This is a genomic window from Streptomyces sp. NBC_01176, from assembly GCF_045039825.1.
Lineage (GTDB): Bacteria > Actinomycetota > Actinomycetes > Streptomycetales > Streptomycetaceae > Streptomyces.
On the sequence record NZ_CP108600.1, the window covers coordinates 1,144,344 to 1,158,466 of the forward strand.

General features: G+C 67.6%; 11 protein-coding genes and 5 pseudogenes. 6 read left to right on the top strand and 10 right to left on the bottom strand.

Features of this window, described 5'->3' with window-relative positions; translation table 11 throughout:
• Nucleotides 1-600: 600 nt before the first annotated feature.
• Nucleotides 601-963: a peptidoglycan-binding protein gene (locus tag OG199_RS04680; RefSeq protein WP_405828145.1), complete on the bottom strand. Its 363-nt coding sequence runs from the start codon at nt 961-963 to the stop codon at nt 601-603.
• Between the two features lie 353 nt (nt 964-1,316).
• On the opposite strand from OG199_RS04680, the gene OG199_RS04685 reads away from it, so the two are divergent.
• On the top strand, nt 1,317-1,781 hold the full coding sequence (locus OG199_RS04685) for a hypothetical protein (RefSeq protein ID WP_405828146.1): 465 nt from the start codon (nt 1,317-1,319) through the stop codon (nt 1,779-1,781).
• A gap of 525 nt (nt 1,782-2,306) precedes the next feature.
• Here the strand turns inward: OG199_RS04685 and OG199_RS04690 are convergent.
• The gene (locus OG199_RS04690; protein WP_405828148.1) at nt 2,307-2,495 is read right to left on the bottom strand and encodes a hypothetical protein; all 189 of its coding nucleotides are present in this window, start codon (nt 2,493-2,495) and stop codon (nt 2,307-2,309) included.
• A gap of 310 nt (nt 2,496-2,805) precedes the next feature.
• A pseudogene (locus OG199_RS04695) lies at nt 2,806-3,541 on the bottom strand (IS3 family transposase); the annotation flags it as partial.
• 368 nt (nt 3,542-3,909) lie between these two features.
• On the opposite strand from OG199_RS04695, the gene OG199_RS04700 reads away from it, so the two are divergent.
• Both OG199_RS04700 and OG199_RS04705 read left to right on the top strand, forming a co-directional pair.
• Entirely contained in the window at nt 3,910-4,566 is a 657-nt protein-coding gene (locus tag OG199_RS04700) for a hypothetical protein (RefSeq protein WP_405828150.1), read from the top strand.
• Nucleotides 4,567-4,720: 154 nt separating this feature from the next.
• Nucleotides 4,721-4,858 carry a hypothetical protein gene (locus tag OG199_RS04705; RefSeq protein ID WP_405828151.1) on the top strand — a complete coding sequence of 46 codons (138 nt, stop codon included), beginning with the start codon at nt 4,721-4,723 and terminating at the stop codon, nt 4,856-4,858.
• A 300-nt stretch (nt 4,859-5,158) separates the two neighbouring features.
• On the opposite strand, the pseudogene OG199_RS04710 reads toward OG199_RS04705, so the two are convergent.
• The 4 genes and pseudogenes from OG199_RS04710 to OG199_RS04725 form a co-directional block, all read right to left on the bottom strand.
• Nucleotides 5,159-5,526 (bottom strand): annotated as a pseudogene (locus OG199_RS04710) (transposase); the annotation flags it as partial.
• Nucleotides 5,527-5,573: 47 nt separating this feature from the next.
• Nucleotides 5,574-5,744, bottom strand: coding sequence for a hypothetical protein (locus tag OG199_RS04715; RefSeq protein WP_405828153.1), 171 nt, complete (start codon nt 5,742-5,744; stop codon nt 5,574-5,576).
• 142 nt (nt 5,745-5,886) lie between these two features.
• The gene (locus tag OG199_RS04720; RefSeq protein WP_405828154.1) at nt 5,887-7,212 is read right to left on the bottom strand and encodes an MFS transporter; all 1,326 of its coding nucleotides are present in this window, start codon (nt 7,210-7,212) and stop codon (nt 5,887-5,889) included.
• A gap of 609 nt (nt 7,213-7,821) precedes the next feature.
• Entirely contained in the window at nt 7,822-8,262 is a 441-nt protein-coding gene (locus OG199_RS04725) for a hypothetical protein (protein ID WP_405828156.1), read from the bottom strand.
• 164 nt (nt 8,263-8,426) lie between these two features.
• Here OG199_RS04725 and OG199_RS04730 point away from each other — a divergent pair.
• Nucleotides 8,427-8,574 (top strand): annotated as a pseudogene (locus OG199_RS04730) (IS256 family transposase); the annotation flags it as partial.
• Nucleotides 8,575-8,577: 3 nt separating this feature from the next.
• Here OG199_RS04730 and OG199_RS04735 read toward each other — a convergent pair.
• From OG199_RS04735 to OG199_RS04745, 3 genes and pseudogenes are all read right to left on the bottom strand, one after another.
• Nucleotides 8,578-9,858, bottom strand: coding sequence for an MFS transporter (locus OG199_RS04735; protein WP_405828158.1), 1,281 nt, complete (start codon nt 9,856-9,858; stop codon nt 8,578-8,580).
• Between the two features lie 247 nt (nt 9,859-10,105).
• Nucleotides 10,106-10,606: pseudogene (locus OG199_RS04740) on the bottom strand (transposase); the annotation flags it as partial.
• A pseudogene (locus OG199_RS04745) lies at nt 10,576-10,656 on the bottom strand (ISAzo13-like element transposase-related protein); the annotation flags it as partial. The pseudogenes OG199_RS04745 and OG199_RS04740, both read right to left, overlap by 31 nt.
• A gap of 204 nt (nt 10,657-10,860) precedes the next feature.
• Here OG199_RS04745 and OG199_RS04750 point away from each other — a divergent pair.
• Entirely contained in the window at nt 10,861-11,247 is a 387-nt protein-coding gene (locus OG199_RS04750; protein ID WP_356809148.1) for a fic family toxin-antitoxin system, toxin component, read from the top strand.
• Between the two features lie 594 nt (nt 11,248-11,841).
• Nucleotides 11,842-13,554 (top strand): enoyl-CoA hydratase-related protein, encoded by a 1,713-nt coding sequence (locus OG199_RS04755; RefSeq protein ID WP_405828160.1) that lies wholly within the window; start codon nt 11,842-11,844, stop codon nt 13,552-13,554.
• Nucleotides 13,555-14,123 lie beyond the last annotated feature (569 nt).

Here is a 14,123-nt window from a genome sequence, read left to right on the forward strand (position 1 = left end):
GAGCCCTTCGGTGAGCTGCGGACGATCTCACCCAACGGGGCAGGGTTCTCGGTGGCAACGTCGGCGTGCCCAGATGAGGATGGCGGCAAGGTGGAGTCGGCCTGGTAGGCGATCGCGAGGTATGGCAAGGCTCCCCGCGAAGGCCCGCCCCGGTCCAGGTCCCCCTGGTTCGGCCACATGCCAGGGGAAACCGCCCCCGCCACGGCCGGGCAGTGCCAGGAGGGGCCCGTGACGAATACGGCTGGTGGGCCCTGCTGGCTCCCAGGCGCGGCGCAGGGCCCACCAAGCAGAAATGCCGATGCGCATGGAAATGGGAAGCGCTCATCCGACACTCAATGACGGCGGCTGCCGCCTACGCCGTATCCCGATCTCAGTGAGCTGCGCCCGTCGGGGATGTGCGGAACGTGCGACGTCGGGCGACGGCCGTACGTCTCCGACGACTACGAGGCGGCGCGTGCCCTTGTCGCGCCCGCCCATGCCGGGCTACAACTGACCGGCTCAGGACGCGCTTCTCGTCGGCGGGCGGCGCTTCCGCTCGTGATCCGGAGTCGGCCTGCGACATCACGGACGGATGCCGCGGCCGACGCAGGCTTGGTGGGGTCACCAGTCGGTAGGGATGAAACCGTCGCAGTAGTGTCCCGAGCCCCCGTAGTAGTTGTCCCCGGTGAGCGAGGTGTCGTGGATCAGGTGTTGCCCCGTGTGCGGGCCGACGATCCCGTCACCCGGCAGGCCCATCCACCACACCTGCGCCTTCTTGACCCAGGAAGCGGTCTCGTTGCCGAAGACGCCGTCCTCGTCCATGGGTCGGGTGGTGTTGCCGGAGACGTGCTCATGGATCACCCAGTCATTGATGAGGTGCTGAACGCACCACACGGCATGCGGGTTGTTGTCGTAGCCCTCGGCGATGTTGGGAAGCTGCGAGGCCGACGCGGCAGGGGCCGCGAACAGTGCCCCACCGGCCACAGCCGCGGTCGCTAGGCCAACCGCGAGGGAACGGGGCAGTCGAAACGTGCGCATGCGTGCCTCCAGAGGCGAGGAAGTGCCCAAAGCGACCCGGGGCCCGGTGCCCGCGGGTCGCCTCTCGAACTGTGCCCGCCCGCCCAGGCGGCCGGCCACGCCTGGCCAGCATCTGAGGCAATGACGGGACGCCATGCCTATTGAACTGCGGCAACGCGTCCACGATGAAGCAATTCTGGGACGGCCCTGGGCTTCGTGAGCTTTAAGCGCGATGTCGAGATGAGCGTCGCAGACCGGCTGGGAACCGGATCTTCGTTCAGTGAGGCGCGGCATACCCGGCCCGCGGTCGCGCGAAGGCGGTGACTCAGGGAGACGTACCCGCCTACGAGTTGGCCCGGCGGCGGCTGGACGAGGTCTCCCCCACTCCTCTCAACCCGCGCCGCAATTTCGGCACCGACGAGGACAAGACGCGCTTCGGCGAGGAACTGCGCAAGGCTCAGCTCGCCGTGTGCGTCGCTGTGTCCCGCACCGCATATCTCGCTCTGTGGCCGGACCACGCCGAGCGGATCGGCGAAGCCGCCCACATCCTGTTCAACGGCGAGCGCCGCTTCCGCAGCGCCGTCCATATCGGCATGGACTCCCTCGACTTCGTTGTCCGCGACGACCTGGCCTCCAGCGTGGCGTGCGGCTGCGCTGCTATCTCGACGTGCGCCAACCGCTCAGCCCCTCACCGGGGCCCCGTCTGCCGCCAGGCCAGAACCGCCCTGGTCGTATGGTCGATCCCTGTCGGGCCACAACATGAGCCGGTGGCCCCCGGCCGCTAGCTCAGCTGGGTGGGGAATTCCTGATACTGGCCAGAAGTCTCAATAAACGCCGATAAAGTAGCGCCGTAACTCGTAGCGTTATAGGGGGATTCCTCTGTACGCACGTCTTGCCGTCTCGGCCGTCGCGGTCGCTGTCGCCGGCCTCGTTTTCAGCGCACCGGCCGCCTCGGCAGCGGCCCCGCTGCCGTCCACCAACACCGCACACCACTGCGTCCATCACACGACCGGACTGTGCGGCTGGACCCACCCTCAGAAGACCAAGAACAAAACCGAGACGGCGAAGCAAGGACGCCTCCCCGTCCCACTCTTGGCACTCACAGGGGACCTACTCCCACCACCACGGCGTCAAGTACTGGTCCAAGTAAGCCCCAGAGGCCGGGTAGGTCGCCTGCTCCACACCCAGAGGGCTCTCCCCCATGCCACACGACCAGTCCGACAAGGCCTAGCCAACCTCTAGCTGCTGTGACCAGCAAAGCCAGCCCAGCGCCCAGTTCCCCGGACTCAACCGGTAACCCGATGGAGGGCCTACTTCTTTCTGCCCTTGTGGAGCGTGATCATGTGTCGCGTGAGCAACGCTATAAAGATCAATAGGGCGATCGATCCAGCACGGTTGATGACGCTCGGACTGAACAGAGCGATTCTTCCTATCACCACGACCGCCATGCCGGCAACGACGTAAAACCCGACTGCCCTGCGCTCGTCCAACTCGTTCATGGACCCTCCCCGATCGAACCTTACGACATGGTGCGCGATTGAGAGCTCGGAGTGCCGGCCTGGCGGTTCGGCTGATGGGTGATCACCTCTCGGCGACGCGGTCGGAGACCAGGCCGGCCACTCCCGAAGAACACCGAAGGCATCCGGTGCAAGCTGAAACCCTGGTCACATGGGGCATCCTCACCGAACCCGAACCCGGCCTGTTCACTCAGCCCCGCAGCTGACCACCAACCCGCCCCTCCGACCAGGGCCCCTTACCCAACCCCGAGACCGAAACGGGCATTACGTCACGTACAGCACGCGCCTCACCAACGCAGGTAATGTCCCCGCACCACCTGGCGTTCAGAGTGTTCGCGGTGAAGTCCCGCATCACCAGGTCCGGCGAGGGCGGAACCGTCCTGTCCGCGATGGTCATTCGCTTCGTGTGCCGCAGATGCCGGGCCGACGATGTGGTTGATCCGCATCAGCCGCGTTACCCCCTTGCGGTTGATTTTCCGTCCCCGGGCCCTCAGCTCGGCATGGACACGCGGGGCACCGTAAGCACAACGGCGTTCGGCGTGGATGGCGCGGATGTCGGTGACTGTCCGCTTCTCCTCGGCCTGGCGTTCAGCGCGGGCCTCTTCGGTGGCCAGGTGCCGGGAGTAGCCGGAACGGGAGACGCCCAGGACTCGGCAGATCCGCTTAACGCCGAAGTCGGCGCGGTTGTCTGAGATGAAGTCCCAGCGGCGGGGCTCACTTCACCTTCCGAGCGAAATAGGCGGCTGCCCGGTGCAGGATCTCACGCTCCAGTTGCCACTCCTTCTCCGCGTGTCGCAGCCGGGCGTTCTCGGCCCGCAGCTGGGCCAGCTCCTCGGCCGCGCTCCCGCTGGCGTCGCGGCGCTCGGGCGTCGCCCGGGACTCTTCCTTGCGGACCCACGTCCGCAGCGACTCGGCGGTGATGCCGAGATCCGCGCCACCGCCGCGTACGTGCGCTTGCCGCCCGCGGCACGATAGAGCGCGACGGCGTCCTTCCTGAACTCCTCCGGATACGGAGACTGGCGTCCCACCTGGACGTCCCTCCTTGGACCATCAAGATCCATTGTCAGGGCGTCCGCTCCAAAGGATCAGCCTCAGGCGGTCGGCTCGGCCTCGAACTGGTCACGGGTCTCAGTCTCGCCCGCGACGAGCCGGGCCACCGCAGTCAGGAACTCCTCGGCCGCACTGGTGATGTAGGACGCGCTGAGCTCGGCCTTCGCATGATGATCCTCAAGGGTGCAGTCGGCCCACCCGTGTGCCCCCAGCGTTCAGGTGATGAGGATGCCTGGTGTCACTGCTGTTCACCCGGCGAGGAACGGGGGCGGACGCGTACCGTGAGGGCGCGTCCGCCCCTGTCCCTGTCCGAAAGGCACGTTCCTTGTCCTCGACGCTCTGCCGAGTGCGCGAACCTTTCCCCGACGCCCGGAGCGCCCTGACGCGGGCGCGGGCGATCATGCACGACCTGGCTGACTGGACCGCCCTCCCCTGGCCTCGACTGAAGCCGGTCACCACGGCCGAGCAGTACGCACACGCCCTCCGAGCTTTCGACACCGCCCGCATCTACGGTAACCAGGGACAGCCCGGCGTCGGTGCTGCCCTGGACGAACTGCGGCGCCGCAGGGTCGTCACGTTCGACAACGAAGAACCGAAGTCCTGGTTCGCGGGGTATCTGGGGCTCCGCCCCGACCTGGCCGGACTCTGGCCGCTGCCAGAGGGGCTGACCCTCACGCTGGACTCGGCCCTGCCCTTCGGCGATCCCCACAGCGAGCCCGACGAGAACTGCACCGAGGAGGAACTGGACCGGATGGTCTCGGTGCTCGGGCCGCTGACCTTGGACGTCAGATGGGACTGTGCCTGGCGCGGCCTGCCCGAGTTCAAGGACTGCGGCGTGCAACTCTGCCTGAACGGCGTCTGGACGGAGCAGATCGCCGAGCCGTCCCCCGGCGAGTTCGGCGTCTGGATCTCCCTCGGCCCCCGCGTCGCCCGGACGCCCGAGGGCCAGAACTGGATCCACGAGTCCGGACTCTCCCTGGGCGAACCCCAGCATGGCTGGTGATGACGAGTGTGCTGCTGCGCGACAGCCTTGGCGACTGGACCGACTTCGATGTAGCGGGGTACCGGCTCGGCGAATTCCTCGGGGTGATCCCGCCGGAGCGAAGTTTCGGCTCCGTGAAGGGCTCCTTCTGGATCGACGGGTTCCGCTCGGCATCATGCTGGACGAAATGCTGGAGAGCATGGTGAAGGCGGGGTTCCTGGAGAAGAACGACGACCTGCAGTACCGGTGGAATCCCGTTCAGCCCGACATCGACCAGCCGCTGGACGAGAAGCCCCTGCCGCCCTTGACGTGATCCCACGACGACAGCCGACCCCGGCGACGGACGGCCGACGCCGCCGGTCGGCTGTCGTTGGTCCACATCCGAGCACTACACGCGCGCCGTTCGGACGTTCGGCGCCGCGCGGGCAGCCTGACCCCTGCTCTGGCCACGACTCCTCCCTTCGGCGGACCGGACAGCGAGCCCGAGGACAACTGCACCGAGGCGTAACCGGACCGCATGGATCCGCACGGTCGGCTCGACCTGGAGGCCGAAGCCGTTGCGATGCGAACTCTCCACGGTGAGTAGGCAGTACAGCCCGGTGGCATCCCCTGGCAGGTAGGCGGCGAGTTTGCGGATGGACCAGCGGGTGAAGGGCACGCCGAGCTTGGTCGGGCGGGTGGTCGCCGTCTGGACGACGAAGTCCTCGTCGTTAGTACTGAGAAGGCGGGGACGGCCTCCCGCCCACTGAGGGTCGAGACAGGCCAGGCCGATCTCGTTGAATCGGTGGATCACGTCGCGAACGGTGCCCTCGTCGGCCTGCACCAGTTGGGCGATCACCGAGATTCGGTTCCCACCGGCCGAGGCCAGCACCATCATCGCACGCCGGAACCGCACCGAACAGGCACTGCCCCGGCGCACGATCTGCTGCAGCTTCTGCCCTCCTGGTCGGTCAACCTGCGCACACGAACAGGCTCAGCCACCACACCCCCAACGATCGGACGGACGTCACCGCACATCCCAATCGCTGTTAACGCGAGCCGGGCGAACCTTCCTGATCGGAGGGCTGCTTCTCGCGCAGGGTCTCGATTTCGGCCGCCAACACAGCCATGTCGCGCACGTGCGTGTAGTACCTGGTCGCGTACTCGTCGTCGATCGCTGCGAGTACCTCTTCGAAGACTGCGTCAGCCGGATCAAGCATCTGTCGCGCTGTTCGTCGAGCGGGCCCTTGAGAACGCCCAGGCAGTAGCCGTAGGTGTCGGCACCCAGCATCACCATGTCCTGGTCCTCAATGTCCAGGCCACGGAGGCCTGGTGGGAACGGCATGGCGATGTGCTCGGCCATCATCTGCGAGAGCGCGTCGAGCTTCTCTTGGAACATGAGCGAGATCTTGCCGGATCACACCCGGTGAACCGATGCGGTACAGCACTGGGCAGCGGGCTCAGGAGTGCGACACCGCACAGCACGGGGATTAGCGCGGCGAGCGTCCAGGTCAGGCCGGCGAACTCGGCGGCCCAGCCGATCATGGCGGGGCCGAACAGGGTCCCCGCGTAGGTGAAAGTAGTGAATCGGGAGATCAGCGCCGCGGCTTCCGGGCTGTCCGCCTTTGCCTGCCCGGCCGCGCTGTAGGCCAGCGGGATCAGTACTGAGGCACCCGCGCCCGCGACTGCGAACCCGCCGATGGCCGCGACCGGGTTCGGCGAAAGCAGCGCCATCGCCAGGCCGCATGCCGCGACGAGGCCGCCGGTGCGGAAAAGGGCAGGGGCGCTGAAGTGGAGGGTCAAGCGGTCGCCGATCACTCGGCCAACCGCCTGAGCGCCGGTGTAGGCGGTAACGGCCGTCGCCGCGAGACCGAGTGACGCGCCCCGGGAGTCGTGGAGGAAGATCGCGCTCCAGCCGAGGGCGGCGCCTTCACAGACCATCAGCGCGGTGCCGGTCAGGCCGAGTGCCACGGCCTGGCGACTCCAGCCTCCGCGTTGGCCTCGGTGGCGCTGTGCGGGCGAGGGTGTGGGGGCGCGGTCGCGCGTGCCGGTCTCCACCAACAGTCGCCCCAGCAGCAGGCCCCCCGCCATGAGCACGGCGGCCGCTACGGCGAGGTGCATGGCGAACGAGACACCCGCACGCTCCAGGGCGGCTGTGGTGAGTGAGGCCACGACCGCGCTGATGCTCCAGGCGGCGTGGCAGCCGTTGAGTATGGGACGTCCGATGCGCTGTTGGACAGTGACGGCGTGAGTGTTCATGGCTGCGTCGGTAGTGCCGTGCATGGCACCGAGCGCCATGACGACCACCACAAGTTCGACAACTCCGCCCACCAGGCCGACCAGCGCCAGCAGCACGGGCATGACGACGAGCGAGGTGCGCAGCACCGGCCGCGTCCCGAGCCGCGCCGTCACAGGGCCCACACCCTGCATGCAGCCGATGGCCGCCACGGCAAAAACCATGCCGATGAGCCCGAGTTGCCCGTCGCTCAAATGGTGCTTGCTCTTCAGCGATGCCAGCCGGACGACATACGTCGACAGCGTGAGCCCATTGAGAAAGAAGACCGCTGTGGCCGGCCACCGTCCGGAGTTCCCCGAGTTGCCCGGATCCTCTGATGTGGTCGAGCCGTCCCGGACCGGGTCTCCAGCCGTTGGTGTCGCATGCGCCGCGGCTTGTTCCTCGGCAGTCATCGTGCGCGCTCCGTCACGCTCCCCCCGTGATCCGAGGATGCCCGGACGGCGGGTGAGAAACAGATCGACACTAGCACCGCCGGACACTGCCAGGCCGCTCCCGATCAAATCCCCAACGCGGGCCCGCTCGATCAGGTTGATCTGACCTGTACCCCCGTACGGGATTGGTAGCGATAGTCGAGGCCAACAGCATCATCGGCGCCGGAACCGCACCGAGCTGGTGCTGCCACGGCGCACGATGTGCTGGCTCGGTACGCGATAGCCAGGGATCTCCGCCGGATGCGAGGGTCCCGGCGATCCTGCGAGACTGCCGAGGAGCGCATGAGGTTCGCGTCGCCTACCGCCCGGAACGAACCGCCGTGCCTCTGCGCCATGATCTCCTGCTGCACGACCACGTCGAGCGCGGTGATCTCGCTGGGGGCGAAGACGCGGAATGGCAGGCCCCAGAAACTCGCTTCGAATCCACCCCCTGGACGCATGCGGATCCTGCTGCAGCAAGTCGCGGGCATTGCCGCGGTCGTCGGAGAAGTGGGAGCACCAGTCATATCCGCCATCAAAGCCGTTATGGGATCGCTTTAACAAACGCTGATCCCTGGCCCCGTGAACAGGTCAATTGGCAGCCTCCATGTCACCTGGTCGAGGCGTGACGCTCTTCCAGTCGGTCGGCTCCGGACCTGCCTTGCAGAAGAGAGACAGCAGGGACTGGGCCGGCAAGGCTCCCGGGTTGAAGAACTGCGTGGCCAGATCGGGCAGCACTGCCGGTCCCTGCAAGCGGACCTCATGGCAGGTGAAGCAGAACGCCGCCTCGAACAGCGCCAGATCGAGAAAGTTGTCGTACGCCCGGACGCTCCAACCAGGCGAGAAGCCGCAGCGGTGCTGTTCACTACCGGGCAGGCTCTCGATCAAGGCCAGGGCGTCGGCAGCTTCGTCCCCGGCCCAGTGGGCAACCACCGTGCCGGGGTATGGGTCGTCCCGTCTGGTGGGAAGAGCGGAGATCCGTACGACCTCGATCAGCGCGGTGGTAGTAACGGCTTCGGCGGGGAGCTGCATGTGCGTAGTCTGCCCGTCGGGGCGTGCCTTGGTGACTACCACCGTGCTTCGGCTCACCGGCGACGACTCCGGAGCAGTCGGGAAGAGCCGTGCGCAGTGCAGCGAAAATCAATAATCGATATCCAGGTCATCGACGTCGACGGCAGCCGCCCGACCGGGCCGCGGTCGCCGCCCTCAAGTGCATCTACGTGGCGCTGATGAGCCTGGACCCGGCCGGGAAAGGGCCGCAAGCGGTGGACCATGCGCTGGAAAGCACCCCTCAACGCGTTCCAGATCGCCTTCGAGGGACGCCTGCCCCCGAGCAACAACTGACCATCAACAACCAAGATCAGCCGATAGATTGACACGCCCAGTCCGGTCGGCCGGTACGGGTTCCGGGTGCAGGAGGTTCAGCCGGCGCAGGGCGGTGCGCCGCTGCACCACCGACAGGCCGGCGACCGCGGCGCCGAGCACCAGCCAGCCGGCCGGGCCGGCGGTCATCACGGCGCCGGTCAGCAGCAGCGGGCCGGCAGACTTCTGCACGGACTGGGCCATCCCGGCCGCGCCGAGGTACGAGGCACGGGCGTGCGGGGGCGCGAGGGAGACGGCCAGCTCCCAGGAGCTCACCGACCGGATCAGCTCGGCTCCGGTGACCAGCATCGCGGCGACGAGCAGGGCGGCCGAGGCGGTCCAGGCCCCGCCCCCGGCGGCGGCCAGGACCGCGCAGCAGGCGAGCAGCGCGAGTCCGTACAGGCCCACCGCGCGCGCAGCCTGACGCGGTTCCTCGACGCGGGCCGAGACCCGTAGCTGCAGGGCGACCACGAGCCCAGTGTTGATCACGAGGAAGGCCGGGACCACGGCGTGCGGGGCCGCGGTGTGGTGCACCAGCCACAGCGGCAGTCCGACGTTCAGGATCGAGTCGTCGAGGCTCATCACGGTGTCGAGCAGGACGAACCGGAGGTAGCCGCGGTCGCGCCACGGGCTCGCCGCGACCACGGCCGGTTCCGCGCCGCCGGCGCCGTCGGTGCGCTGCACCACCCGGCCGTGGCCGTGCGGCTCGCGGGTCCGGGCCACCAGTACGGCGGCCGCGAGGAAGGACAGGGCGTTGGCGATGATCAGCGCCTGGTAGGCGGAGCGGGTCGCGACGGCGAGCCCGAGCGCGGCGATCCCGGCGCCGACGGCGTATCCGGCGTTCGCCACGCTGCGGAACAGTGCCTGGTAGGTTGTGCGGCGCTCGCCGGCCACGCGGGTGGCGAAGAGCATCTCCAGCGTCTTGGCGGCCCGGTCGCCGAGCGAGGTGAGGGCGACGACGGCCAGCAGCGGGCCGAGGCCGTGCGCGAAGAGCAGTCCGCAGAGCGTGACCAGCCGCAGCAGGTGGCTGACGATGAGAAGCGTGCGGACCTGGAACCGGTCGGCGAGGTGGCCGGCGAGGGGGGATCCGGCGATGCCGGCGACTCCGGCCACGCTGAGCAGCAGGCCCAGCTGCCCGGCGTCGAGTCCGGCGACGAAGGTGAAGTAGAGCACCGAGGAGGCGGCCCACACACCGGTTCCGGTGCGGTCCAGGAGCTGGGCGAGCAGCATGATCCGCGCGGCCCGGCCGCCGGGCGGACGCCGCAATTGGGCCAGGAGACCCGTCTCCCCCGGTCTAACCTTCCCGGCCCCTGCGACGCCCAGCATCCTGAATCCTCCGTGCCCCACGCGACAGTATCTTGATGTCGAGATACTGCGGGGAAGCCTGCCCCACATCTATCTTGACGTCAAGATAGATGTGGGGGTGCCCCTTTGGGATCGGTCAAGGGGATGGGGCGGGTTGTGGTTCGTAGAAGGTGTCGTCTCGGAGCATGGCGAAGAGGACGTCGGCTCATCGTCGGGCGACACAGAGGCGGGCTTTGTTGTGGTGCTTGCCCTGGCTGATCTTCTCGTCGTAGTAGGCCCGGGATCGTAGGTGGGCGAGGGCGGCGAAAGCGGAGAGGAAGAAGGCCCGTTTGAGCTGCTTGTTTCCCCTCCGGGAGGGTTGTTTGCCGCGGATGCGGGAGCCGGAGCTGCGGGTCGTTGGGGCGAGGCCGGCGTAGGCGGCGGAAGGGAAGCTGGATCCGTCGCCGACGTCGATGAGGATTGCGGGCTCTGGTCGTGACGCCGATCCCGGCATGGACGTCAGCATCTTGGAAAGAGGGTGGTCCTCCAGCAGTTTCTCGATCCGAGTGGCGAGGGGTTTTTGCTGCTCAACCACTGCCTGGAGAGTTGGCGAGGCTGGGAACAATCAATGCGGCCGCGTCTGTGCCCCGGACGACGACGGTCTGCTCGTCCAGAGCGGTGAAGATGTCTGGTCCACTCGCTGATGTAGTGGAACTGGGCGTCGCGGTCGGGGTGCTGCTCGCCCGAGACGGTCTTGGCGCCCGCCTGCAAGCTGAAGCCTGCAGGAGTACATCCTGTCCGCTGCCTACGCTCGCGCCACCGCCGTAGAAGAGCGCTTCCTCGACGCGTTCCGGGGGTCGATGTCACTCAGCGGCGATGCGTTGCCGAGGAGGCTGGCGCGGCCGCACCCGGCGCGGATCAGCGCGGTGCGGAGTTGGAGGCGCGGCGGGATCTTGAGGAGCAGCAGAAGCGGGGCCACGCCGCGTGACGTTGAACGAGCCGCTCCAGCCTCTTGAGGTGACGTTCTTGCTGCACGCCGCGCAGTTGCTGGCTGGTGATCCGCAGGTTGACGACTACGGTCCGCTCTATGCAGCAGTTGCCCGGGTGAACGCGCGGGCGATGGAGCGTGACATCTACGGCTCGCTCTATCTCAAGACGGCCGCGCTGCTCCAGACGCTGGTGAGATTGCCGTGTCTGGAGCGCTCCAACGAGGCCTTCGCCTGGCATTCCACAGAGGCCTATCTGGCCCTGAACGGGTGTCACCCCGACCACCTGCCCAAAGAGGCGGTCTCTCTGGTGAGGGATGCCTCCTCCGGGACCATGGGCGTGGGGCTGATCGGCCGTCAGCTTCGTGCATGGGGTGTTCTCTGACCGCTCTGGTGCGGGATCCGTTTGCCACAAAGCCGGGTACCGGATGAGATCCCGGCCGGCTACCTCAAACCGTTCCGCGTTCCGAAAGGCTTCCCACCACCGCCCCGTGGAGCTGCACAGCCGCGCGTGACCGAACGTCGCTATGCGGGGCCACGCACAACCTGCCCGACTCCGCTTGACTGCGCATGCCTCAGCACTCAGTCCGCTGGCTCACGGCGCGATTCAGGTGCGGTGGCGTGCGAGCCGGGCTCCGCGGACGGCCTTGAGTTGACCGATTCCCAGCACCGCGAGGGGGCGAGCAAACCCAGCCCCGCTATCCGCCCAGAACGGCGCCTGTCGCCGCCGGCCGGAAGGTAGACCGCGCGATCTGCGCAGTCCGAGGCGGGACTTGCTCACCGGAACGGGGGCGAAGGGACACGGGCACCTCGACAGCTGCATCGGTCGGCGGAACCACCCGAGGTGCCCGTTGACCATGCTGCCGCACCGGGAAACTCCAAGATCCTCGACAGAATCAAGCTAGCGAGCTGGCCTGGCGGACAAAAGACGGCCGTGCTTCTTCGCTGTTCACGCCAAAGCCCGCGAAGATGCGGTGCCGTGGACATCTTGCTCGTAGCTAGCGCGTTCAACAGCCTTTCCCAGCGTCTGTACGCCGAAATGTCAGGGCACGGACACCGGGTGGAGGTCGTGCTCGCCACTCATGGCCCTGACCCTGTCCGCGCTGCTGTGCACGCCATGCGGCCCGGGTTGGTCGTCGCGCCGATGCTGAAGACGGCGCTTCCCGAGGACGTATGGCGGGAGCACACGTGTTTGATCGTCCACCCGGGTCCGCCTGGTGACCGAGGGCCGTCTGCTCTGGACTGGGCCGTGGACGCGCGGACGCCGCACTCGGGTGTGACTGTGCTGCAGGCGGGAGCGGCGATGGATGCGGGCGCGATCTGGGCGGCCGAGCCGTTTCGTGTGTCACCCGTCGGCAAGAGCGACCTGTACCGGGGCGAGGTCGCTGACGCTGCGGTGAGAGCCGTCCTTGTGGCGGTACGACGCTTCACGGAAGGCACTTACAAGCCCCTGCCGCAGACAGACGCGTCGGTGAACGTTGTCTGGCGCGATGCCTTCCGGCAGGAGCGGCGCCGTGTCGACTGGCACAGTGATGACACGGAGACGGTGGTGCACAAGCTTCGCGCCGCCGATTCGCAGCCGGGCGTGTTGGATGAACTGCTCGGTCGGGAGGTGTTCCTCCACGGAGGTTATCCAGAAGACCAGCTGAGCGGTCGCCCCGGCGCACTTCTCGCCCAGCGCGCCGGTGCCATCTGCCGGGCCACCAGGGACGGCGCGGTCTGGATCCCCGAGCTTCGGCCTCGCAAGAACTCGGGAGATCCCGCTCCCTTTCGGCGTCCGGCCACGTCTGTTCTGGCCGGCTTCACCGCAGGTACCCGGACCGCACTGCCGCAGTCTGTCCTTCCCTTCGACGTGCCGGCCAGCCGGCGCACCTGGAGCGACATCCGTTACAGCCAGCACGACGATGTCGGCTTCCTGATTTTCTCCTTTCCCGGCGGCGCAATGAGCACCCAGCAATGCCGGCGACTTCTCGCCGCTTACCGGTTTGCGCTCTCCTGCCCCACCCGCGTCCTCGTCCTCGGCGGCAAGCGAGACTTCTTCTCCAACGGCATCCATCTGAATGTCATCGAAGCAGCCCCCGATCCAGGCCGGGAATCGTGGGCCAACCTCAACGCCATGGACGACCTCGTCGAAGAGATCCTGCTCACCACCGACCGGCTCGTGGTTGCCGCCCTCGGCGGGAACGCTGCCGCCGGCGGCGCCATGCTCGCCCTCGCCGCGGACGAGGTCTGGTGCCGCACCGGCATCGTCCTGAACCCGCACTATCGACGCATGGGCCTGTACGGCTCCGAGTACTGGACGTACACACTGCCCCGGCGCGTCGGCCCCGAACAAGCAGAGCGACTCACCGCCGAGGCCCTCCCGGTCAGCGCGGTCGACGGCGAACGACTCGGCCTTGTGGACCGACTTGTACCAGCCGCACCGCAGGACTTCACCGCCGAGATCGAGCGACTCGCCGGCGAAATCGCCGCCGATCCTGGCCTGGACCGGCGTATCGCCGCCAAGGCCAACGCCCACTGCGCGAAGGAACGCACACGTTCCCTCTCAGATCATCGAAATGCCGAACTTGCCCGTATGCGCGCCATTTTCTTCAACCCCCACGCGCCCTACCATGACTTGCGCTCCGCCTTCGTTCGCAAGACCCCAAGCCATTCGCCCTTCCCACTCGCCGGTACCGCCGACCCCGGATGACACCTCATACGCCGACTACCACGGCCGGAAAACCTCTCGGCAACGTCCTCATCCGCGCGACGTCAAAAGGAGCAGAGGGAGACCGCCCGCCTCGACGTCAGTGTTGGACTCGTTCGTCTCCGTCGCAGAACGAGCCTCGATCGCCCGTCGTTCGCTCAGCAAATCCGAATAGAGCTGTCACACTCCGCGCCGTCATCCCGGCGCCCCGCAGCGTCGTCTTCTGCGACGCCACCGTCGAAGCAGGCGAAACCGAGGTGAACGGAGAGCACGAACCAGTACAGCGGTTCTCCAGCCGCCTTCCAGACCGCCCCATCTCGGCTCAGCACCGGCCGTGTAGGGCAGCTACTGCACGTGTGTGCTGCCCGTCCAAGGGATTCTGCGGGCGCGCAACACGTCCGTTCTCTGCGCTCGGCACCGCGAAAGCCTGCCCTCGTCCGCCTGCGGGCCGGCCCCGGCCCCACACGACGATCTCCAGGGATCCCGCGCTGCCAGCACGACATCCCGGACAGCCCCGGCCACCCGTCTCGCGGCCGTCGGTGGGAGAGGACGTCTTGCCGAAGACGTGCCAC

Coding starts and splice junctions, on each gene's coding strand:
- OG199_RS04690 (WP_405828148.1), bottom strand. CDS start 2,495: ATGAACGAGTTGGACGAGCGCAGGGCAGTCGGGTTTTACGTCGTTGCC.
- OG199_RS04705 (WP_405828151.1), top strand. CDS start 4,721: ATGCTGGACGAAATGCTGGAGAGCATGGTGAAGGCGGGGTTCCTGGAG.
- OG199_RS04715 (WP_405828153.1), bottom strand. CDS start 5,744: ATGCTTGATCCGGCTGACGCAGTCTTCGAAGAGGTACTCGCAGCGATC.
- OG199_RS04720 (WP_405828154.1), bottom strand. CDS start 7,212: ATGACTGCCGAGGAACAAGCCGCGGCGCATGCGACACCAACGGCTGGA.
- OG199_RS04725 (WP_405828156.1), bottom strand. CDS start 8,262: ATGCAGCTCCCCGCCGAAGCCGTTACTACCACCGCGCTGATCGAGGTC.